This window comes from Pontibacter liquoris (genome assembly GCF_022758235.1).
In the GTDB taxonomy this organism is placed as follows: Bacteria; Bacteroidota; Bacteroidia; order Cytophagales; family Hymenobacteraceae; genus Pontibacter; species Pontibacter liquoris.
In genome coordinates this window covers 1,376,352-1,398,052 of sequence record NZ_JALEBG010000001.1, presented here as the reverse complement: position 1 = coordinate 1,398,052, position 21,701 = coordinate 1,376,352, and the positions used below count along the sequence as shown (strand labels likewise).

The 21,701-nt window shown below is 53.4% G+C and carries 20 protein-coding genes; 6 read left to right on the top strand and 14 right to left on the bottom strand.

Annotated features, from left to right (window positions below; all coding sequences use genetic code 11):
* Positions 1-44: 44 nt before the first annotated feature.
* Positions 45-824 carry a bestrophin-like domain gene (locus tag LWL52_RS05765; protein ID WP_242917794.1) on the top strand — a complete coding sequence of 260 codons (780 nt, stop codon included), beginning with the start codon at positions 45-47 and terminating at the stop codon, positions 822-824.
* A 173-nt stretch (positions 825-997) separates the two neighbouring features.
* Here the strand turns inward: LWL52_RS05765 and LWL52_RS05760 are convergent, their stop codons facing one another.
* Positions 998-1,627: a DUF4403 family protein gene (locus LWL52_RS05760; protein WP_242917792.1), complete on the bottom strand. Its 630-nt coding sequence runs from the start codon at positions 1,625-1,627 to the stop codon at positions 998-1,000.
* A 336-nt stretch (positions 1,628-1,963) separates the two neighbouring features.
* On the opposite strand from LWL52_RS05760, the gene LWL52_RS05755 reads away from it, so the two are divergent.
* On the top strand, positions 1,964-2,800 hold the full coding sequence (locus LWL52_RS05755) for an alpha/beta fold hydrolase (protein ID WP_242917791.1): 837 nt from the start codon (positions 1,964-1,966) through the stop codon (positions 2,798-2,800).
* A 104-nt stretch (positions 2,801-2,904) separates the two neighbouring features.
* Here LWL52_RS05755 and LWL52_RS05750 read toward each other — a convergent pair whose 3' ends face one another.
* From LWL52_RS05750 to LWL52_RS05730, 5 genes are all read right to left on the bottom strand, one after another.
* Positions 2,905-3,378, bottom strand: coding sequence for a DinB family protein (locus LWL52_RS05750; RefSeq protein ID WP_242917789.1), 474 nt, complete (start codon positions 3,376-3,378; stop codon positions 2,905-2,907).
* Between the two features lie 481 nt (positions 3,379-3,859).
* Positions 3,860-4,720 carry a hypothetical protein gene (locus LWL52_RS05745; RefSeq protein WP_242917787.1) on the bottom strand — a complete coding sequence of 287 codons (861 nt, stop codon included), beginning with the start codon at positions 4,718-4,720 and terminating at the stop codon, positions 3,860-3,862.
* Positions 4,721-4,965: 245 nt separating this feature from the next.
* Positions 4,966-5,241 carry a hypothetical protein gene (locus LWL52_RS05740; protein ID WP_242917785.1) on the bottom strand — a complete coding sequence of 92 codons (276 nt, stop codon included), beginning with the start codon at positions 5,239-5,241 and terminating at the stop codon, positions 4,966-4,968.
* A 336-nt stretch (positions 5,242-5,577) separates the two neighbouring features.
* Positions 5,578-7,326, bottom strand: a complete 1,749-nt coding sequence (locus LWL52_RS05735; protein WP_242917783.1) for an ABC transporter ATP-binding protein — start codon at positions 7,324-7,326, stop codon at positions 5,578-5,580.
* Between the two features lie 123 nt (positions 7,327-7,449).
* Positions 7,450-8,028, bottom strand: a complete 579-nt coding sequence (locus tag LWL52_RS05730) for a hypothetical protein (protein WP_242917781.1) — start codon at positions 8,026-8,028, stop codon at positions 7,450-7,452.
* 231 nt (positions 8,029-8,259) lie between these two features.
* Between LWL52_RS05730 and LWL52_RS05725 the strand changes: the two genes are divergently transcribed.
* The 3 genes from LWL52_RS05725 to LWL52_RS05715 all read left to right on the top strand — a co-directional run bounded on the left by LWL52_RS05725 (position 8,260) and on the right by LWL52_RS05715 (position 11,614).
* Positions 8,260-8,994 (top strand): hypothetical protein, encoded by a 735-nt coding sequence (locus tag LWL52_RS05725; RefSeq protein WP_242917779.1) that lies wholly within the window; start codon positions 8,260-8,262, stop codon positions 8,992-8,994.
* A 91-nt stretch (positions 8,995-9,085) separates the two neighbouring features.
* The gene (locus LWL52_RS05720; RefSeq protein ID WP_242920659.1) at positions 9,086-10,192 is read left to right on the top strand and encodes an SGNH/GDSL hydrolase family protein; all 1,107 of its coding nucleotides are present in this window, start codon (positions 9,086-9,088) and stop codon (positions 10,190-10,192) included.
* A 279-nt stretch (positions 10,193-10,471) separates the two neighbouring features.
* A complete protein-coding gene (locus LWL52_RS05715; RefSeq protein ID WP_242917777.1) occupies positions 10,472-11,614 on the top strand; it encodes an MFS transporter in 1,143 nt (380 codons plus the stop codon).
* Between the two features lie 129 nt (positions 11,615-11,743).
* On the opposite strand, the gene LWL52_RS05710 is transcribed toward LWL52_RS05715, so the two are convergent.
* From LWL52_RS05710 to LWL52_RS05690, 5 genes are all read right to left on the bottom strand, one after another.
* Positions 11,744-11,962, bottom strand: coding sequence for a YgaP family membrane protein (locus tag LWL52_RS05710; protein WP_242917775.1), 219 nt, complete (start codon positions 11,960-11,962; stop codon positions 11,744-11,746).
* Positions 11,963-12,270: 308 nt separating this feature from the next.
* Entirely contained in the window at positions 12,271-13,047 is a 777-nt protein-coding gene (locus LWL52_RS05705) for an outer membrane protein OmpK (RefSeq protein WP_242917773.1), read from the bottom strand.
* A gap of 134 nt (positions 13,048-13,181) precedes the next feature.
* Complete coding sequence (locus tag LWL52_RS05700; RefSeq protein ID WP_242917772.1) at positions 13,182-13,862, bottom strand: ABC transporter ATP-binding protein; 681 nt, start codon at positions 13,860-13,862, stop codon at positions 13,182-13,184.
* A gap of 1 nt (position 13,863) precedes the next feature.
* A complete protein-coding gene (locus tag LWL52_RS05695) occupies positions 13,864-15,123 on the bottom strand; it encodes an ABC transporter permease (RefSeq protein ID WP_242917771.1) in 1,260 nt (419 codons plus the stop codon).
* Entirely contained in the window at positions 15,120-16,202 is a 1,083-nt protein-coding gene (locus tag LWL52_RS05690) for an efflux RND transporter periplasmic adaptor subunit (protein WP_242917770.1), read from the bottom strand. The genes LWL52_RS05695 and LWL52_RS05690 overlap by 4 nt, the downstream gene beginning before the upstream one ends.
* Before the next feature lie 420 nt (positions 16,203-16,622).
* Between LWL52_RS05690 and uvrA the strand changes: the two genes are divergently transcribed.
* On the top strand, positions 16,623-19,166 hold the full coding sequence (gene uvrA, locus LWL52_RS05685) for an excinuclease ABC subunit UvrA (protein ID WP_242917769.1): 2,544 nt from the start codon (positions 16,623-16,625) through the stop codon (positions 19,164-19,166).
* A gap of 105 nt (positions 19,167-19,271) precedes the next feature.
* On the opposite strand, the gene LWL52_RS05680 is transcribed toward uvrA, so the two are convergent.
* The 3 genes from LWL52_RS05680 to LWL52_RS05670 all read right to left on the bottom strand — a co-directional run bounded on the left by LWL52_RS05680 (position 19,272) and on the right by LWL52_RS05670 (position 21,352).
* Entirely contained in the window at positions 19,272-19,469 is a 198-nt protein-coding gene (locus LWL52_RS05680) for a hypothetical protein (RefSeq protein WP_242917768.1), read from the bottom strand.
* 223 nt (positions 19,470-19,692) lie between these two features.
* Positions 19,693-20,184, bottom strand: a complete 492-nt coding sequence (locus LWL52_RS05675; RefSeq protein WP_242917767.1) for a hypothetical protein — start codon at positions 20,182-20,184, stop codon at positions 19,693-19,695.
* Between the two features lie 16 nt (positions 20,185-20,200).
* Entirely contained in the window at positions 20,201-21,352 is a 1,152-nt protein-coding gene (locus LWL52_RS05670) for a zinc-dependent alcohol dehydrogenase (protein ID WP_242917765.1), read from the bottom strand.
* Positions 21,353-21,701 lie beyond the last annotated feature (349 nt).

Sequence of the window (21,701 nt, the reverse complement as noted above, 5' to 3'; positions counted from 1 at the left end):
AGTGCCTGCGGCTGGCGGAAGCGGCTCACGGAAGTATAAAAAGCATGGCAAAGGAATACATGTACGACCATAACAGCATCCTGATCGTGGCGATCCTGTTCGTGCTGCTAATGGCGGCCGAAGAAGCCGGCTTCCGGGTTGGCCGCTACCACCAGCGCAAATCCGACCAGGACGTAAAAGTACAGACCAACACCATACAGGCCGGCACGCTGGGTTTGCTTGCGCTTATACTTGGTTTTACGTTTAATCTGGCCCTGCAACGCTTTAATAGCCGCAGCGAAGCGGTTATAAGAGAAGCCAATGCCATTGGTACCGCCCTGATGCGGACGCACCTGCTCCCCGCTCCTTATGGCGCGCAGATCCACAGCCTGCTGCAGCAATACATCGACCTACGCCTTGCGCTGAGCAATACTAACTATGCCATGGTAACGGAGCGCGAGGCCCTTACCGACAGAACCTTGGCACTGCAGCGCACCATCTGGGACCAGACCGTGCAGGCAGCACGCATCGATCCCAGCCCTGTTACCACCGGTAACTTTATTACCGCCTACAACAACGTGGTAGATAGATACGGCGAACGAAATGCTTTGCTGGCCGCCCATGTGCCCGAAGTCATTTTATACTTGCTGTTTACCGTGTTTATTATGTCGGGTGCTCTGATCGGGTATGGCAGCGGACTTGGTCACAAACGCACCTTGCTGCCCTCGGCCCTCCTGAGCTTCCTGATCTGCCTGATGATGTTCATCATCCTCGACCTGGACCGCCCCAGGCGCGGCATCATAAAAGTAGACCAAAGCACCATGGAGCAGCTTAAATCAGAATAACGCTTTGGCTGATAAGGTATAAGGGGGGGGTGGTTAGACTACAGCAACTACAAAGCATCTACCCAGACACTCGCAGGAACTGCGCACACTGCGAGGTCTTGTTCCTGACTGCTAGCCTAACTTATAGGCACTCCTGCCTTTCCTACCAGCAAAACCATTAAAGTATAACCGCTTTATACTTCCGTTGCAGTCGGTGGTAAGAAGCTGGAAAGATCCTGTACGGCTACTTCCAGGTTGCCTTGCACAAGCAAGCGAAGCGAAAGGTAGTCCGGCTTCGGGGCAATGTCCTGCACATCCACCACCTCTACAGTTCCTGTCAGGGTTAGGCCTTTCAGGTCCCAGCCTTGCGCTAGCTGATCGTTCACTTTTTCCAGTTCTGCCGAAATGATCGGGCGCAGGTCTACCCGGGCTTTGTCTATGATCTGGTGGTAGGCGACCTTGTTGATCAGCACCTCCAGCGCGGTATTGTAAAAACTACTGGACGTAACCGATGCCATCGAAAACTGCTGCACGTATACTTGCTGTTTGGCATTGTCATAGCCTAACGCAACCGAAGCATTTATAGCCACCTTGTCCCGCTTCAGCACCGTCCGCAGAATTTGAAGCTGCACCCGCAGCAACACGATATTGGCTCCTGCCTTACTTCCTGCAATCCGGACATCCAGCACCCGGGCATAAGGGTTTGTTGGGGCGCCTTCTTCGGGCTGGGGAATATACATGCCGACCAGTTGCTGCTGCATCACACCTTCCAGGGCAGCATAAGAAACAGAGACAGGCACATTCAGTTGTACAGGTTTATCCATAGAAGTCGGGTTTAAGAGCAAGATACGCAGCAGCCTGTTTAAGTGCCGGAATTGTGGCCGGAAACGCGCGGTAAATCCCGCTGCGCCGGTATCAGCAAGTATAAAGGTAAGCAGAGATGGATGGCAGGGCAAATTATACTTCGGCGGAAGGCATTTTGTTGGCGGCGCTTGCTTGCAGATCGGGCAATTGCAATACAGCGGGAACCAGCGGAAGTAAACCACGGCAGCTATCCCCTACACCCTGCTGCCCGGCCCTTGGCTAAACATTTAAGTCTTCATTCAGTTTAAAAGAGAACAACATACTGTCTCACGTTCCACACCTAAAACAAACTTAATATGCCATTTATTGAAACAGAAGACATCCAGCGGGGTGAAAACGTTTACCTCCATTACCAGGACAACGGCGATGGGCAGCCGGTGATCCTGATCCACGGCTGGCCACTGAGCCACAAGATGTGGGAAAGCCAGGTACAGGCCATCGTCGAGGCCGGTTTCCGTTGCATTACGTACGACCGCAGGGGCTTCGGCGACTCTGACCGGCCGTGGCTGCATTACGATTATACTTCACTGGCCCAGGACCTGCGTGCCCTGATCGAGCAACTGGATTTGCGCTCTTGCGTGCTGGTTGGTTTCTCGATGGGGGGCGGCGAAGTGGTGCGCTACCTGAGCATGTTTGGCAACGACCGCATTGCCAAGGCGGTGCTCATCAGCTCGGTTATCCCGATCGTTAAAAAGAAAGACGACAACCCGGACGGCGTGCCGGAAGACAAGTTGAACGAGATAATGGAGGCGCTCCGGACAAAAAGGGTCGCGTTTTTGGCGGAGTTCGGCAAGCAGTTCTACAACTATACTGATAACAAAGATACCGTTAGCGAAGAACTGCTCGCGTATGATTGGGCCATTGCTGCGGCGGCTTCTCCCCGCGCCACCATCGAAACCGCCAAAGCCTGGGCAAACACCGACTTCCGCCCGGAATTACGGAATGTAACGGTGCCTACGCTTCTTATTCACGGCGATGCCGACCAGATCGTGCCGATCAAGACCAGCAGCGACCAGGCCTCGAAAGTGATCCGCAATAACAAGTATGTGGTGATAAAGGATGGTCCGCACGGCCTGTTCCTAACGCACAAAGACCAGGTGAACAGTTCGCTGCTGAGCTTCCTGAGGCAGTAAGCAAATAAGCCTAAAACCAGAACAGCCGTTGCGATGATCGTAACGGCTGTTTTGGTTTTAGCAGGAAGCGCGTTCTGCATGTGATTATACTTGAAGAACAGCAACTAGCGCCCGTTCAGCAACCTGCGCAGCACCACCACCTGACCCAGATGATAGCCGTTGTGCTCGGCTACCAGCATGGCTTCGCGCAGCAGCGTTTGCCCGGTGCCGTGCCGGAATGGTTTGAAGAGATCGTTTGCCGGGTCCTGCACGAGTCCGATCATTTCTTCCAGGTCGTTGGTAAGGGCATTCAGGGTATGATGCAGCTCGGCTTCGTTTTTCGGGGCGGTCTGGCCGGGCCAGTAATCGTCGGGCCAGGCAGGCTCCTGGTATCCGGGGTTGCGACTGAAGTCCAAAATATCGTGTTGGGTGAAGCGCAGGTGTTCCAGCAGTTGCCAGATAGTATAAGGCAATCCTTCCACTTTTTTACCGGCTTCCTCCAGCGTAATGCCAGCCAGCAATTCGTTTTGCGTCCGGAAGGCCTGCCCGCCGCGCATCAGTTTTACCAGTTGTTCCCGCAGTTGTTTGTCGTGTTCCATAGCGTTGCCTTGTCTTTCCTCATACTTGATAATATGAGGTTGAGTTGAGAGAACCTGATGTATTGGCAGCTGATCAGATCTAAGGGCTTAAACAAGATTTATCTGCCAGGTTGAAAATTCGCGCCGGAGAGCGCCACAACCCTGATCACCTGCTGCCGCAAGCGTCCGCTTGTGCTTCCTTACCTTTTCTGTGATAGCCCTGACCTTGACAAAATGAAAGTAACGTTTCCTTGTGGGGATGATCGGGTATCTTTGGTGACAGAATATTGCTTTTGATGTCAGCTCATAAAACAAAACAGCCGCTGCGAAAAGGCAACGGCTGTTTATACTTTAAGAGCAGTTATACTTTATAACGCCTATTGCGCTTTATAAAAGTATAAGTCTCACTATCCTTTTGATGCCAGGAGAAATGGGAAGAAATCGCCCCTAAGGCTTCCTGTTTCTCCAGATAATCGAAATGACTGCATCCTCCCATCGGGGTTTAATAATTCCGGTCACTGGCATTACGGTCTGAGTTGTACCCGGTATTGCTGCGGTCGCTGCTGCTTCGGGTGCCATAATTGTTGCCGCTCATGGAACCGGAGCCGCCGTAATTTCCGGAGGAACTGCCATAGGAACTGTTGCCGAACGAGCCGCCGTGATTGCCACTTGAATAGCCTGAGCCACCGCCATAGTTGCTGCCGCCGTACGAGCTGCCCATGCCACTACCCTCGTTATCGCCATAGTTGCCAAGGCCATAGGACGTATCCGGAACGCCACGATCGGAGCCCGGGAACGACCCGCCGCTGCCGTAGTCGGAATTGCTGTAATTGCTTCCGGATCTGCCGTAATATGAGCGCTCGTTGTAGTTGCTTCTCCTGTTCTGGTCGCTGTTCAGGGTGTTATACCGGTCGAAGGTTCCGCCGTAGTTGGAAATGCCGTAGCCCTGGCGGATGCTGTCCTGGTTCATGGTGCTACGTTGCTCCCGGTTTCTGTCGCGGTCTGAACCCTGGTAGCTTCTGTAATCGTCCTGGTAATTGCTGAATCGGTCGCGGGCACGGTTGTAGGATTCGGGGTAGTGTTCCTGGTCACGGTTGCTCCACTGGTTAGCTGAATGCTGCCGGTAACTGCGGCCTTGGGTGCGGTTCTGATCGTAATCACCGCCCGAGCTGCCTTCATGGTATGTGCGCGGTATGCTTTGGCTGTCACGGTCCGAATCACGGAGGCCTCTGTGGCGCTCATAGTCCCGCTCAAACTCGTCAGTTAAATTTCGGGCGCTGTGGTAATGCTCATCGTTTCGATAGCCTTCGTATCTGCCGTAATCAGTTCCGAAGTCGTTGCGATCTCTGTCTCGTCTGTCCATAGTTGTAGCTTAGGTTTTAGAAAATTTTGTTTCCTTTTAAACGACGAATCAGTGACACGGTTTAGCAACTTACAAGCTGCCTCTGCTGCTAAAGGCCAGATGTATAGTATAAATGGCGAATTAGAGAGGCTGCTTTGCCCTGCATACTTCAGGCGCACGCCCAAGCCTTTTCCTGCACAGTTTTAAGGCTGCGTTAGCAATAATGCGTTAGCAATAAAAAGAGCTACAAACCCGTGCCACCAGCTCTACAAGCGGCCATTTTCTGTTGCTTTAAGATAGTCGTTCTTATCAAATATTTTGATACCATACGAATTTGGCTGACTATACTTCAGCAGGCGCATCACAAGCTTATTACCAGTGTAATCAGCATAAGAATCCAGGTACTGCACGTCTTCCAGAAAATGTCCTTCATCAACGAAGTTTGGGTAACGCCTCCTGATTTTCTTCTGCAGCTTATAAATATCTTTTGCGCCATACCTAGCCATACCTATTATAGAGAAGTCGGGAAGGGCTGGTATCATTATAGTATAACACACACCAGGCAATCGCATTTTCTCCTGCTGGTTTATAAGCCCAAACAGTTTTCCCCATAAGACTGCCAGTTGGCTTACTATCTGATATAAACGTCCATCCTTTTCTGGAAAGCATTCGGTCTATCCTGGCAGGTTCCATACTTCGTAAAGCATGCAGTTTCCGCAACGACAGGTTTTGGGCCGCAACCGGAAAAGAAAGAAAAAGCGAGAACAGGCAACTTAACAATAACCTCATGCAAATGATAGCTGAAATGAAAGGAAACCTACTAATCCACCTGCTTTAATGAAGGCTAAAAACCCGCCAAAGCAGTAGCAGTTAAACTCTTAAATTCTCGCCTGATAAGTATAAAGCTGGTAATATCTGCCCTGCTTATCGAGAAGTTCTTCGTGGCGGCCCTGCTCGGCAATGTGGCCCTGCTCGATCACCAGGATCTGGTCGGCCTGGCGGATGGTGCTCAGGCGGTGGGCGATCACAAAAGTGGTGCGGCCCTGCATCAGGTTTTTGAGGCTGGCCTGGATCAGGCTTTCGCTCTCTGTGTCGAGGTTAGAAGTGGCTTCGTCCAGGATCAGGATGCGCGGGTCGGCCAATATGGCCCGGGCAATTGCAATGCGCTGCCGCTGCCCGCCGGAAAGCTTCACGCCCCGCTCCCCGATCATCGTATCCAGGCCATCGGCAAAACGGTTGGTAAATTCCTGCACATGAGCGGCCTGCACGGCCTGCTGCAGCTGGGCTTCAGTGGCGTTTGGCCTTGGGAAAAGGATGTTCTGGCGGATGGTGCCTTCGAATAAAAAATCGTCCTGCAGCACCACGCCCAACTGGCTGCGGTAGCTTTGCAGGCTGATCGATTGCAGGTCATAACCGTCTACGGTAATAGTGCCGCTGTCGGGATTGAGGAATGAGGCGGCCAGCCCGGCAATGGTGGTTTTTCCGGAACCGGAGGTGCCCACCAGCGCGGTAACCGAGCCGGCCGGTGCCTTAAAGCTGATCTCCTTTACCACATCTTTCCCCGATTCATAGGCAAAAGATACCCGGTCAAATACGATGTCGCCGTGGATGTTCTCCAGCGTCCGGGTCCGGTGGCCACCGGCACTTTCCAGGGGCATGTTCAGGATCTCTTCAGTCCGGTCGAGGCCGGCAAAGGCTTCGGTAAACTGGCTGCCGATGTTGCTCATCTGCAGGATGGGCGCGATCATAAAGCCTAAGTATAAGGTAAAGGCCAGGAAGTCGCCAAAGGTCAGTTGCCCTTGTATGATCAGGTAACCGCCAATGCCCATAATGCCCGCCGAAGCCAGGCCCAGCAGCAGGGTAGCCGCCGAAGTCACCATACTGGTTGTTACCAGACTCTGCTTCACATTAAGGAAAAGCCGCGTCACGCCCGCCTCAAAGGTTTTTATCTCCTGCTCTTCGGCATTAAAGCCTTTGATCACGCGCACGCCGCCCAGCGTCTCTGTCAGGCGGCCGGTTACTTCGGCATTGATCACGCCACGCTCCCTGAAAATAGGCCGTATCCTGCCGAAGGCCTTCAGCGAGATAACCCCGAAAATAGCGACCGGAATTAGCACAAAACCCGTCATTAGCGGGCTGATGTAAATGAGCAGCCCCAGGCAGATCACAGAAGTCAGCACGCCACCTACCATCTGTGCAAAGCCGGTACCTACAAGGTTACGCACCCCTTCCACGTCCGTCATGATGCGCGACACGAGTTCGCCGGTCTTGGTGTTGTCAAAAAAGCGGATGGGCAGCTGGATGATGTGGCGCTGCACCCTGGCCCGCAACTGCGAAATAAGATGTTGCGCCTCCACGCTCAGGATCTGGGTAAGGGCAAAAGAGGTAACCGCCTGGATGACGATGGAAGCGACAATAGCCAGAATAAGCCACCGGAGCATGTGCATGTCCCCGTGCGGGATCACATCATCGATCAGGTACTTGCTTGCGCCCGGCAACACCAGCCCGGCTAGGCGACTGATTAAGATCAGGACAAGCCCGATGGAGAGGTATTTTTTCCGGGGCCAGATAATGGTTTTGAATACCTGGGCCAGCGTAACGTTCTGAAGTTTTTTTGATTTCGACATTCCTATACTTTATCAAGCCTGAAATTTACAACTAATCAGGCTACTTAAGTCAGGAATTCCGGATTCATTTTGCAGGCACTGCCGGTGGGACTTGCTTTGGTTCATTGCTACTGGTGCAGGAGCTTAACCATTGCCGGGTTCATCTTTCTCTTCATCAAATTCCCGCACCCGGCTGGCCAGCACTTTAAAAAGGATATACAGGAGTGCGAAGATGGCCATAGCGATCAAGGCCCATAATTTTTTCCGGTTCATGTCGCGCCAGTAGTCGCGCTCGCCTTCTGTTTTTTTCAGTTGCTGGCGGATCACCTTGCCAGTCGTGCGCTCGCGGGCCAGTCTGGTTTGCAGGGCAAGCAGTTGGGTAGTGTCGCGTAGGAAAACAGTTTTGGTAACGTATGTGGGCTGGCATGTGGGGCAGTTGCCCGCACCCCGGGCATAGCCGGCGACGGGCACCCTAATCAGCAGCGGTCCGGGGGCAAGCCTTTCGGGCGTAAGCTGCAGGCGCTGCGGAATGGCCGGTGCCTGTAATCTGGAAGGGAAGTGTTTGGCGGCATAAGCGGCGCCATACTTGCGGGTATAGGCCGTATCCTTGTCTACATACTCGGCCAGCTTTGCTGTGTTTTCGTCAAAAAACTTCTCCGCCATGCGTTCTGTGGCGCAGGAGCATAACAGCAGCAGGAAAAGGAGCAGTGGTTTCAGTCTCATTTTAACAGGCTAATCGGTATCTTTGTCCCGCAGCGGCTTTGCCTCAAAAGCCGCCAGGCAAGGTATGGTAAGCGGCCGTTAGGCATCGCTTGCGGCACCAGGGTCCAGCAGGTGCTACGCAGCACGGGCCCATGTGGCTTAGCTCTGGTTAAATTAGCAAAATTACCGCAGCTTTGCTATGTTGCCGCAGGTTTACAAGCCTTCCTCCATGTAGGGCGCTATACTTTCTTTATGAACCGTTTCTTATCCCACGCTGCCGCACTTCAATTGCTCCGCCACCTGCAGGCTGCCTCGGTGCCTGTGGTATATGAGCCGGAAAAGCACCGGCTGCTGCTTCCGGAAAAGGATAGCGAGGAGCAGGTATACTTCCGCCTGCCACTTACGGTTTTTTTCCCGGGTGCAGGCCTGCCTGCCGTTGAGGAACAGGTAAACTACGTGATCCTGCTCATCCAATCGGGGAACTGCGCGCTGGGCTACTTCGAGAACGGCATTAACCTGGACCACAAGGTGTTCCGCTCCTACATGGTGCGCAAAAAGCAGGGCAAAAGTCAAATCAAATACCTCAAGACCAAAGGCAAATCGCGGGCGGGCTCTCGCGTGCGGCTGGGCGAAACAGTGGAGTTTTTTGAGAACATCAACGAGCGCCTGCAGGCCTATTTCCAGGAACATGAGATCCACCGCATCGCCCTGAGCTGTTCCAAAATCCTGATCCCCTACCTTTTCGGTTCAAAGGTTGTCACACCCTTTGCCAAGAACGATCCGCGCGTATTTAAAATACCCAAACACATCCATACGCCCATTTACCAGATACTGCTGGATGCGAACAGGTTTTTGCAAAGGGGCGAGTTGCGCTACGAAGAAGCCCAGCAAAGTATGATCGAAGGGCTGCTGCGCGCGGCGGGCGCTGTTTTGGAGGAAGTGGAAGAAGAAGAGGATGACCTGGCGGAAGAAGACCTGGCGGACTAATATTTGCTCTGCAAATTCAATCCTGGCCAATTGTATCCACAAGAAAAGGAATGCATCTTGCACCTGCTGTTTATCTCCTGAAAACCCTGTGATGAAATATACTTATACTTACCTGATGGCCGCCCTCCTGCTGCTTTGTTTGAGCTGCACGGCTATAAAAACCAGCACCAACACCAGCGAACTGGAAGCAACCGCGCTGCACCCCTATGGCCGGTTTGCCTATAACGAGGAGCAGCAACTCGAGCTGATCAGCTCTGCCGTGCATTTCGGGTTCAGCTTTGAGGGAACGGAAGCCCGCCTCTTCGCTTCTATTCCGGATGCCGGTGGGCACAATTACCTGCAATACGAACTGGACGGCGTATACCAGAAACGCATCAAGATCAGCGGCAACACGCACGAGCCCCTCGTGATCACGGCGCCAAGCGGAGGCAGGCATACCGTGTGGGTGTACAAAGCCACCGAAGCGCATACGGGCCCTATATTCTTAGCCAAAGTGACCGGCAAAAAGGTGCAGCCGCTGCAAAAACCGGCCGGCCTTATCATCGAGTTTATCGGCAATAGCATTACGTGCGGCGCAGCAGCCGATCCGTCGGAAGTGGCTTGCGGCACCGGCGATTACCACGACCACCACAACGCCTATATGGCCTACGGCCCCCGGGTTGCCCGGGCGCTGGGAACAGAATTTATGCTGAGCAGCGTGAGCGGCATCGGCGCCTACCGCAACTGGAACAGCAACGGGCCCACCATGCCGGAAGTGTATGAGAAAACGGATTTCCAGGAAAACAGCTCCCGCCACTGGGATTTTGAGACCTTCAGGCCGCAGGTTGTGAGCATTGCCCTGGGCACCAACGATTTCAGCAACGGCGATGGCAAAACGGAACGGCTGCCGTTCGACAGCACCCGATTTGTGACGAGCTATGTGGGTTTTGTAAAGCTGGTGAAATCAAAATACCCGAAGGCCCGCATTGCGCTGCTGAGCAGCCCCATGCTGCAGGGCAACAGCAAGCAAACGCTAGAAAACTGCCTGACAGCGGTTAAACGTGAGATCGACGAGGCCTACCCTGCTGCGCAGCCCGTAGCCCTGCACTTTTTCCGGGCCATGCAGGCGCGCGGCTGCTCCGGCCACCCCAACGTGGAAGATCATGCGCTGCTGGCCGAAGAACTACTGCCTTTTTTCACAAAGCTGGTAAGCCCATAAACCTAAGGTAAAAAATTCGGGCTATACTTCAGTTGCATCCTTCACTGTGACAGCTGGTAATGAGCTGGTTTATACTTGCTAAGGTCAAATTTTATCAAACCAGGTATATCATAGCCTGTTAGTGTTATTTTTGCAGCCGACCATGAGCAACTTGTTTAAGCCGGCAAAGGGGAATTATTGCGGCCTTGCCTTCTGTTTAAGCATTCTGCACAGGAGCCGGCCGGAAACATTCCTAAAACACCGTTATTATACTTAGCTCTTTACCCTTACAATACCAAAATGCAGTTGATCAATAAGCAGCGGATTTCGCTTAGTTTGTTCTTTTTCTTATCGGGGTTTAACTTCTCCAGCTGGGCCTCGCGGATACCAACCATTAAATCGGCTTTAAACCTGAACGAAGCCGAACTCGGCACCATTCTGCTCACCATGCCCGTCAGCTCGCTGATAGGCCTCCCTTTGTCAGGCTGGCTGGTAGCCAAATTCGAGACCCGGGTGCCGTTAACAGCAGCCTTCCTGCTAAACTCCCTTTGCCTGACTTTGATCGGGTTTGCTACCACACCCCTGGCGCTGGTGGTTGCGCTGTTTCTCTTCTCGCTGAGTATGCGCATCTTTAACATCTCCGTTAACACGCAGGCCATCACACTGCAGAAGCAGTACGACCGGAAAATCAATGGCTCGTTTCATGGGCTCTGGAGCACGGGCGGCATTATAGGCGTGGGCTTTACAACGTTGCTCATCTCGCTGGATGTGGCTATGGTGCCGCACCTGGTCACGGTTTCCACTATCACGGTTTTAGCAGGCTTGGCCGCCTACCGGTTCCTGCTGCGCAACGACCAGTCTACCTCAGGCAACAAGCTGGCCTTCAGCAAGCCTGATCCTTACATTTTATACCTGGGGCTGATGGTGTTTTTTGCCGCTGTCTGCGAAGGCGGCATGTTCGACTGGAGCGGCATTTACTTTCAGCAGGTGGTGCGTGAGGAGGTGTTTACGGCCGGCTACCTGATCTTTATGTCCTTTATGGCGCTGTCCCGGTTCGTGTCCGACAGGATCATTGAGCGGATCGGCATGGCCGCCACCTACGTGATGAGCGCAGTGCTAATTTTTTCGGGCATCAGCTTATCGATCTTTTTCCCAAGCTTCTGGCCCGCCATGGTGGGCTTCTCGCTGGTAGGGTTCGGCACGGCAGCGGTCGTTCCGATGACCTATACCCTGGCCGGTGCTTCCAAAACATACTCGCCCGGCATAGCCATCTCCCTCATCGCCACCTTTAGCATTGTAGGGATGCTGATCGGTCCGCCGATGATCGGCTACCTGGCCCACGCTTTTAACCTGAAGGTTTCCTTTGTGGCCTTTGCCCTGGCCGGCGTTATGCTGATCCCGATCTCCCAAAGATTTTTTCAACTGGAGCGGTCGTATTCCTAAGCTCTTTTGCCCGGTGAAATTAATTGCAGGCGGCTTATACTTTCATCTGCTGAAAGATTTTCCGCCTGCCCAAAGGCTGTGCTGTGCCTGCTCTTCAGCGCTCAACACCTGCTGTAAAAGGGAAGAAAATTAGTGATGATGGCCGGTGGTTCTGGGGCAGGAATTTACGCCCAAAAGGGCATACAGCGGACAGAAACCAACCAGGCTGGTCAGCACAAGAACGGCCGCCAATATCAGCAGCACGATTGCCACGGTGCCGGTTAAAATGCCTGCCGCATATATTACCGCGATGATGCCCGCCACGATCAAACGAATGATCCTATCGGTATTTCCCATATTCTTTTTCATACTATAGCTGTTTAAATGTTCATGATCTGATTATAGCGGGCGACGCATACCGGGTCTGATAACACGGTAGAAACCTGATCCGTTGCGCAGCGCTCCAATTATTTATACGTGGCTAACCAACAGGTTATCAGTGATCTTCGCCATCCTTCACCGGGGAATAAGCTGCTTTTTATCAGTCTTTTCCGGGAGCTGTGTCGAAAGGATTGTTGCTTTTATAGCAAATAAAACCGGCCGTGGTGCACCAGCAAAGTATAGCTGGCGCACCACGGCCGGTTATGCGCTAATGCCCGAGAGGGCTTACGCGTTGTTTACAGGTTGAACATCAGGTTGGCCTGCAGCACCGATTCTTCCAGGTCCGGTATGCCGGCCACATTGTGCCAGTAGCGCCACTCGGAACCCAGGTATACTTTGCCGGGCTTGCCCTTTAAATTGCCCAGGTCCAGAAAAAGCTGTGGCTGGGTTAAATACTGCGTGCTGCCCGGCCCGCGGTCACCGATGAAGTCCATGAAGCCCCGAAAACGCAGGCTCACCTTTTCCGAAACCGGCAACGGGATATCCCAGCTGGGCGTGATCTGGTAGGTTCCATGCAGGACGGCTTTCGTTTCCTTGTAGTAGTATGTTTCGAGCTGCAGCAGGCCTGAACCGGGGATGCTGAATTTGAAAGCCGGACCGGCCGTGTACACGAAAAAGTCTTCAGGGCCACCAAACAGCACGTTGATGCCGCCCGCCAGCAACACATCGCTGATCGGGCCGAAACCAATTTGCTTCCCTGTTGCGCGGCTCAGGCTTACCTTGGGGTACCACTCCAGGTACATGTCCGGGCTTTTCAGACTTACGTCGTTCGACAGATCCATGAAGCCGAAATGCTCAAAAGCGCCATACCCGCCAAAGTGCTCCAGCGTGATGGTGGCCAAATCGCCGGTTTGCTTCAGATTGCGCCCGTAAAGAAACTGCACATTGGAGCCGCCGTTGTAAACGACCTGGGCCTGCGCCTGGCTATGTGCCAGCAGTGCGACACAGGCAAACAGCAACACAAAAAGTTTTTTAAGGGAGGAAAGCCCTGGCTTATCAGCACTTAGATGCATGAAATGTAAGTTTGAGTGAAACAATCGGAATCAGGCCGCAAAGTTAGGCGCTAGTTTTAAATATCCGCTATGGCTCCAAACTTTATCCTCCGTATACACCTGCCAGTGATAACTTTATAAGGATAAAGGCCCGATCAATGCCTGATAATGCGGCCGTCTTCCATCTCGATGATGCGGCCGCTGCTTTCGGCAAAACCCTGGTCGTGGGTAACAATGAGCAGGGTTTGGTTGTGCACCTGGGCCAGTTCTTTAAAAATGTCGAACACCATTTCGCTGTTTTTGCTGTCCAGGTTGCCGGTAGGCTCATCGCCCATGATGATGTGCGGATCATTGATCAGAGCGCGGGCGATGGCCACCCGCTGCTTCTCGCCTCCCGAAATGCGGAATGCCATTTGTGTAGCCAGGTGCCCGATCCCCAGCATCTTGAGCCGCTCCATGGCCCGGTGCTCTACTTCTTCCTCGCTATACTTGTTGAGCTTTATCCCCGGCAGCATCACGTTACGCAGCACCGTGAACTCGTTGAGCAGGTAATGGAACTGGAATACAAAACCAATTTTCTCGTTGCGGATGCGGGCCAGGGCGATGTCTTTCTTGCCAGTCATCAGTTCCCGGTCTATCAGCAGCTCGCCCTCATAGTCCGTATCCATGGTAGAAAGAATATAGAGCAGCGTGGACTTGCCACAGCCCGATTTACCGATCACCGACACGAACTCGCCTTTGTTGATGGAAAAGGTGATATCAGTGAGCACCTGTACCGTCACCGGGTCATGAAAACGCTTGTTGATGTGCCTTGCCTCGAGTATGATCTCCTGCATGTTATTTACCCCTTATAATTTCGACCGGATCGACTCTGCTGGCTTTGCGGGCTGGGAAGAAACCGGCAAAATACGTTGTGATAAGTGAAAAGAAGCCACCGATAAAATAAAACACCGGGCTATAGTTGACCGGGTAGGTTTTGATGGTGGGCAGGGCGGCCGTGTTGAACGGAATGTTGTCGATGATGGAAGAAAAAAGAAAGCCGAATACCAGCCCCACCATGCCTCCGAAGAACCCTATACTTAGCGCAATCACCAGAAAAACCCGATTCACATCGCTGCCCGAAAAACCAGTGGCTTTCAGGATGGCAATGGAGTCCATCTTCTCATAGATCATCATGTTGAGAATATTGAAAATGCCGAAGCCCGCCACCACCAGCAACGTAATGCCCACCGCATACGAAATAATGGACCGCACATTGCTGCCCGTTTCAAACTGCGCATTGGCCGTCTGGATATCTTCTGCATCAGTGTTGAATTTTTGCCGGTACTCCGCTGCAACAGCCGGCGCCTGCTGCAGGTCATATAGTTTTATCTGGATGTCGGTGATGTAATTGCCGGGTTTACCCAGCAACTTCTGCACTGTGGAAATAGAAGCAAAGCTCTGCACCTTATCGATCTCCTGAATACCCGACTGAAAATAACCGACCACTTTGAGCGGGAATCGCTCCCCCTGCACCGTAGTGACCTGCACCACATCGCCAATATCGGCGGCCAGTATTTCGGCTAGGCCTTTGCCAAGTATAATGCTGTTGGCTACGTTTTTGGCATCGATGGCCGAACCCGACGTCACATAATCGCTGAACCGGAAGAGGCGCATTTCTTCTTCCACATCCACCCCGTTTATCACGCCGGTAATATCGATAGTGCCTTGGTTAAAAAACACCTGGGCCGTTACTTTGGGTCCGGCGCCCAGCACCCGCGGGTCCGCCTTTACCGCCTGCATAATGGGGCCGCTGTTGTAGATCTCCTGTCGGGTTATACCTGATTTTACGGAGCTGATAAAGTTGTAGGAATCCTGATAGGCCGGCGACGCATTTACCGGTTGGTTCGCGCTGGGCTTTATCTCGTTGTAGAGGCGCACATGGGGGGTGCGGTTTAGGATCAGACCGTCGAGCATATCGTTGAGGCCGTTCATAAAACTGAGCAGCGTAATGAACATGGCAATACTGAAGGTAACGCCTACAGCCGCCACCAGCGTCTGTCCCAAACGGGCCAATAGCATTGATCTGGCAATACTGAAAATGAGCTTTACGTTCATGGGGCGGGTTTTACGATCACAGCATCTTTCGGCAGGCCGGCCACGATCTCCACTTTCCGGTAATCTTTCAGGCCCGTTTTCACCTTTACTTTCTCTTCGTCCTCCGTCATCACATAGGTGCCATCAATCAGGTATTCGCGCGGGATGGTCAGGGCATTTTTTTTGGTCTGTATCACGATGTTCGCCTCGGTGGTCAGGTTGGGGTACAGCGCGGGCGGCCTGGTCACAAAGCTGGCTTCCACAGTAAAGGAGCGCGTCCGCTCGTTCATGGCCGGATTAATCTTGTATACTTTGGCTTCAAACACCTGCCCTTTGTAGCTGTCCATGTGCAGCAGCACCTGCTGGCCAAGCTTGATGCGGGCAATATCATACTCATCTACCTGCAATTCAAGTATAAAATCGTTGGCAGCGCCGATCACCGCCACCGGCGTCTGCGGGCTCACCATCTCCCCTTCTTCTTTCAGCACACTGTATACCTTGCCGTCGGTCTCACTTTTAACGGTATAATCATTGGACAGGGTCTGGCTGATCTGCAGGTTTTTCTGCGACTGGGCGGCGGCAAAGTTGAGTTGCTTTTTAAGATCGTTAAAACGAAGTATGGCCGAGCGGTAACTTGCCAGCGAATTCTGGTAACTGAGCTCCCGCTGCTCCAGCTCCACCTGCGTGCCGATCTCCTTGGCCCACAGGTTACGCTGCCTGACGAGCAGGAGCGAGTCGCTGTGCTTTTTGCTGCGGGCCAGGTCGATGGCTTCCTGCAGCTCACGAAGCTTTTCGGAATTGGCACCTACCCGGGCATACTCAGCTGCAATGCGGGCATTTTCGGTGCTTAACTTGGCCGCTTCGTTGTCTATTTTCATCAGCGCATCGCCCTTTTTCACCACATCGCCTTCCGTAACCAGTATCTGCTGAATGACGCCGCTCACCATCGGGAAAAGCTGGTACTGGTCTTTGCTCTTTACCACGCCCGAGGCATACACCGACTCCGTAATATTCTCTACTGTAGGCGTAGTGGTCTTATCCTTGTCCGAGCAGGACGCCAGCAACAATAACAGCAGGGCCAGGGCAACGTGTCGTTTCATAAATGTGCTAATTGGGGTGCTACGGGTTATAGTATACGTTTCTGAAAACCTGATCTGCCCGCTTCCAGATGATGCTTCAAATGTAAGATATTCAACGAATGAATGCATGCCAGACACCTGGTTTTCCTTCCTAACAAAAGCAACAGGCAGCCGTATTTGTTTAGGCTTTTGCCTTAACGCCTATGGCCGGCTGCCCCGAGGGATTATTTTGTACCGGCATCTCTCCTTCTCAGGCAAACCGAAGTGACATTTTCGCTGCTGGCTTGTACCATACAAGTAAAACGCATGGTAAATGGCCGGTAACGCTGTAGCGGCGCCTCTTTCCAAAACATTCCGGGCCTGAAGCAGTAAATAGTCGGATTATAACTGCTCGCGGAAGTATAAATCCCGGGCCAAGTATAAATCTGCTTAAATTGGCACATGGCAAACAAAACAGACAAGACCTTACCCACACCATTTACCGGCTTTGTGACCGTACGCGGGGCCCGGGAGCATAACCTGAAGAATGTGGACCTTACCATTCCACGCGATGCGCTGGTGGTGTTTACGGGCGTGTCCGGCTCGGGTAAATCATCGCTGGCGTTTGGCACACTCTATGCCGAAGCGCAACGGCGTTACCTGGAGTCTGTTTCACCCTATGCCCGGCGCTTGTTTCACCAGATGGCCGTGCCGGAAGTGGATGCGATCGAAGGGTTGCCGCCGGCAGTGGCCCTGCAGCAGCAACGGGGCACGCCCACCACGCGTTCCTCGGTCGGCAGCGTAACCACGCTCTCGAACCTGGTGCGCATGCTGTACTCCCGGGCCGGCGAGTACCCGCCGGGCCAAGGCATCATCTATGCCGAAGCGTTCTCGCCGAACACTGCCGAAGGCGCCTGCCCTACCTGCCACGGCCTGGGCCGGATCTATGACGTAACGGAGCAATCGATGGTGCCCGACGACTCGCTCACGATACGGGAACGGGCCATTGCGGCCTGGCCTATGGCCTGGGGCGGACAAAACCAGCGCGACATACTCGTGACGCTGGGATATGATGTGGACCGGCCGTGGCGCGAGCTGCCAAAAAAAGACCGCGACTGGATCCTGTTTACCGACGAGCAGCCGGTGGTGCCGGTATACCCGGGCTATACGCCGGAGCAAACGCAACGCGCCCTTAAGCGGAAGGAAGAGCCCAACTACATGGGCACTTTCAGCAGCGCGCGGCGCCACGTGTTCCATACATTCGCCAACACCAACAGCCCCCAAATGAAAAAACGGGTGATGCAGTACATGCTGAGCACCGACTGCCCCACCTGCCACGGAAAGCGCCTGCGTCCCGAGTCACTGTCCGTCAAATTTGCGGGATACGATATCACCGAACTTTCCAGATTGCCCTTAAAACGGGTAGCAAGTATCCTGCAGCCTTACGCCGAAGGAAAAGCAAAGGGCCAGCAAAAACAGGAAGCCGAACACCCCGAGCAAACCATTGTGGCGCAACGCATTGCAGAAGACCTATGCGCGCGCATCCACGTGCTCCTCGACCTGGGGCTGGGCTACTTATCGCTGGAGCGCAGCACGCCAACTTTGTCGCCGGGCGAGCTGCAGCGGCTACGGCTCGCCACGCAACTCTACTCCCACCTGTTTGGGGTAGTGTATGTGCTCGACGAACCATCGGCGGGCCTGCATCCTGCGGACACGCTGGCGCTGCTGACGGCGCTCGAAGGGTTGAAAAAGGCAGGCAATTCGCTCTTTGTGGTAGAGCACAACCTGGATGTGATCGCGCATGCCGACTGGCTGGTAGATGTGGGGCCCGAGGCAGGTGAAAAAGGCGGCCGTATACTTTACAGTGGCCCGCCCGAAGGGTTGCAGCAGGTCGCCAATTCACAAACAGCCGCTTACCTGTTCGGGCAGGCAGCGCTTCCGGACCGCGTGCCGCGCACGCCGGCCGGGTGGCTGCGCCTGAGCGGGGTGACGCGCAACAACCTACACCAACTGGAAGTGGCCTTCCCGCTGGGTGTTTTCACAACGGTAACAGGTGTATCCGGCTCGGGCAAATCGAGTTTGGTTAGCCAGGTACTCGTAGAGCTGGTGGCGGAACACCTGGGCCATGCCCTGCCACCCGAAGAAGAGGAAACCGAAGAACTGGCACGAGCTGCTCCCCTGCCGGTGGGTGGGCAGATCACGGAGGGAATGGAACGTATAAAACGCTTGGTGCGGGTAGACCAGAAGCCGATAGGCCGCACGCCCCGTTCCAACATGGCTACCTATACCGGGCTGTTTGACCATGTGCGCAAACTGTTTGCGGCTACACCCCTGGCCCGGAAACGCAGGTATGATGCCGGCCGTTTCTCGTTTAACGTAGCTAAAGGGCGTTGCGAAAATTGCCAGGGAGAAGGGTTTGTGATGGTAGAGCTGCTCTTTTTGCCCAGCGTTTATGCGCCTTGCCCGATGTGCCATGGCGCCCGCTACAACCCGAAAACCCTGGAGGTAACCTACCGCGACAAGAACATTGCCGAGGTGCTGGCCCTGACAGTAGATGCCGCCTGGGCGTTCTTTGACGAAGAACCTGTTATTTACCGGGCCCTGACGGTATTGCGGGAAGTAGGCCTGGGATACCTGCGGCTGGGCCAGCCTGCTACTGAGCTATCGGGAGGCGAAGCGCAGCGCATCAAACTGGCTACCGAGCTGCAACGTGCCCAGCGCGGCAACACGCTCTACATCCTTGACGAACCCACCACCGGTCTGCATCCTGCTGATGTAGAAAAACTGCTGGTGCAGCTCGACAACCTGGTAGAAGCAGGCAACACAGTGATTGTGGTAGAACATACCATGCGGGTAGCGGCTGGCAGCGACTGGGTGATCGATATTGGGCCTGGCGCCGGAGAGGAAGGCGGTCAGGTGGTGGCGGCAGGCACCCCGGCCCAGGTTGCCAAAGCGCCAGGAAGTAAAACAGCTCCTTTTTTAAAGCGGTTACTGCGCGCTTCATAAAAAAACCATTCTGCCCTTGCTTTCTGGTCTGAATCAGAAAGTAAGGGCAGAATGGCCGGATGCTTTGTACAGGCTTCCTTGCAGCAATTGCCTGTAAAACGGGTGCTAAGCGCCTTTGCGGTTCAGGTAAATACCGTAGGCGATAAGACCTGCGGCGGCGGCAAAAACGATATACTGCTGCTCTTTTACCGAAAGCCCGTTATAGAATTCAAGGCCTTTTTTGCTTGGGTCCTTCAGGATATCAGTCAGGTGCGAAGGGTTCTGAAACAGGCTCTTAATCGAAACTTCAGCCGTATTTTCCATATGTTTGTCTTAATTAGTTGTGTGTAATTACGTGCCTTCCGGTGCAATAGATTTATACCTGCCTGCAAAGTATGCCGGCAGATGCGGATGCCTTTGAAAGCGCCGGCAAGTGAAAAGCACAGCACCGAATGTTTTACAGGACTGAGGCCAGTAGCCGCTACAAAAAAGGAAAGCCAGCTACAACAACGTTGCTGGCTTTCCTTTCCGTTAGGCAACTCCGCTGCTATTCTTCATCCGAATCGCGGGTCAGCAACAGGACCGCCGCAGTGGTGACAGCAGCAATAACTGTCATCTTGGTTATGAAGTTGAGGCGGTTATACTTCCATTCTGATCCATAGCCCTTCTCAGCAAAAATATTGGGAGCCGTGCCATGGGAAATGTCTTCAATAATGCCTTCCACCACATTTACCCGGTCAGCCAGCAAAAGCGGCAACCAATGCAGGTAGCTGTTCTCGCTGTACTTAAAGGCAAAACGCCGGATCATGCCACTTAAACCTGATGGCGGCACGGACGTTCCGAAAACGGCCGATAGATTCGGGCGTTCGATGGAGTGCAGCACTTCTACGCTTTCATGTTGCAGCGTGGGCCGCGGCCAGCTATAGCCTTTCTGCTCTTCGTCGGTACGGCGTTTCATGGGGTATGTCGGATCGTTCTTCGGATCCGCATCAATGCCCCACCCTTTTATTTTAGTATAATCCTGAATGTTATTTTCCATAATGTTTCTGCTTTTTCTATCTGGCTGACGGTGGAATAAGAACAGTTTTAATGCAGTTATCCAGCTTGTTTGCAAACATACGATAGCCATCCGCTACCTCTTCCAGCGGAATGCGGTGCGTGATAAGCCCTTTCGGGTTGATCACCCCATTCTGCACATGTTCGATCATGCGCGGCAGCAGGCGCTTTACAGAGGCCTGGTTGGCCCGAATCGTAATGCCTTTGTTTACCACGTTGCCGATCGGCACCAGGTTATCTGTCGGTCCGTAGATCCCGACAATCGAAACGATGCCGCCCTTTTTCACTGAGTTGATGGCCCAGTGCAGTGCAGTGGCCGAGCCGGCCTGCAGCAGCGCTTTCCGGCCGGTAATGGTCTGCATCACGTTGCCGGCTGCTTCGGCCCCTACCGCATCTATGCAGACATCGGCTCCCATCCAGTCAGTCGTTTTCTTTATAAAGACTACCGGATCTTCCATTTCCCGGAAGTTATAGGCTTCGCAGTTCGAGTAGTTGCGGGCAAACTCCAGGCGATATTCTTCCTGGTCAATTACGATCACACGGCCTGCCCCGAACAGCCACGAACACTTGGCCGCCATAATGCCGATAGGACCGGCACCAAAAACTACCACCGTATCGCCTTTCTGGATGCCCGCCATTTCAGCGGCCTGGTAGCCGGTGGGCACCACGTCGGTGAGCAAAACGGCATCATCCAGGTCCATGCCTTCCGGAATGACGGTCGGGCCCACGTTGGCGTACGGGACACGGGCGTACTCGGCCTGTCCGCCATTGTAGCCGCCGGCCGTATGCGAATAGCCGAAAATGCCGCCAACAGCGGTAGCCTCCGGGTTAGACTCATGGCAGTTGCCGTATAGTTCCTGCTTGCAGAAAGCACATTGTCCGCAGGCAATATTGAAGGGTACGATCACCTGGTCGCCCACTTTTACCTTCGTTACCTCAGGGCCTATTTCTTCTACTATTCCAACAAACTCATGCCCGAAAGTAGAGCCTACCCGGGTATCGGGCACGTTGCCGTTGTATAAATGAAGATCGGACCCGCAAATGCAGGAGCGCGTCACCCGCACGATCGCATCCTGGGGATGCAATATTTCTGGGATAGGTTTATTGTCGATACGGACCCGCTTGGGTCCTCTATAATTCATTGCCAGCATAAGGTTGTTTTCAGTTATAGTTACACATTGCGTCTGATACAGCGACGGGGCAGGGAGGCAAGTATGAAATCCTGGACCTGTACAGTTTTTGTATCACATTTATGTAGATACTTATCTGCACGATCAAAGTTACAGGAAGAGGCAAAGCAAATAGGATTAAAAGCATTTGCAACGCAGACACGCGCAGTTGTCAAAGTATAAGGACAGCCGCTTAACAGGAGAAAACAGGCATATCCGCTGCATCACCCATTATACTTAAATTTGTATATATAGAGCTTTTACAAAAATAGTCGACCCTGTAAAAAAGAGGTATGAGTAGTAATTCCAACACTGCTAAACGGAACAGGAG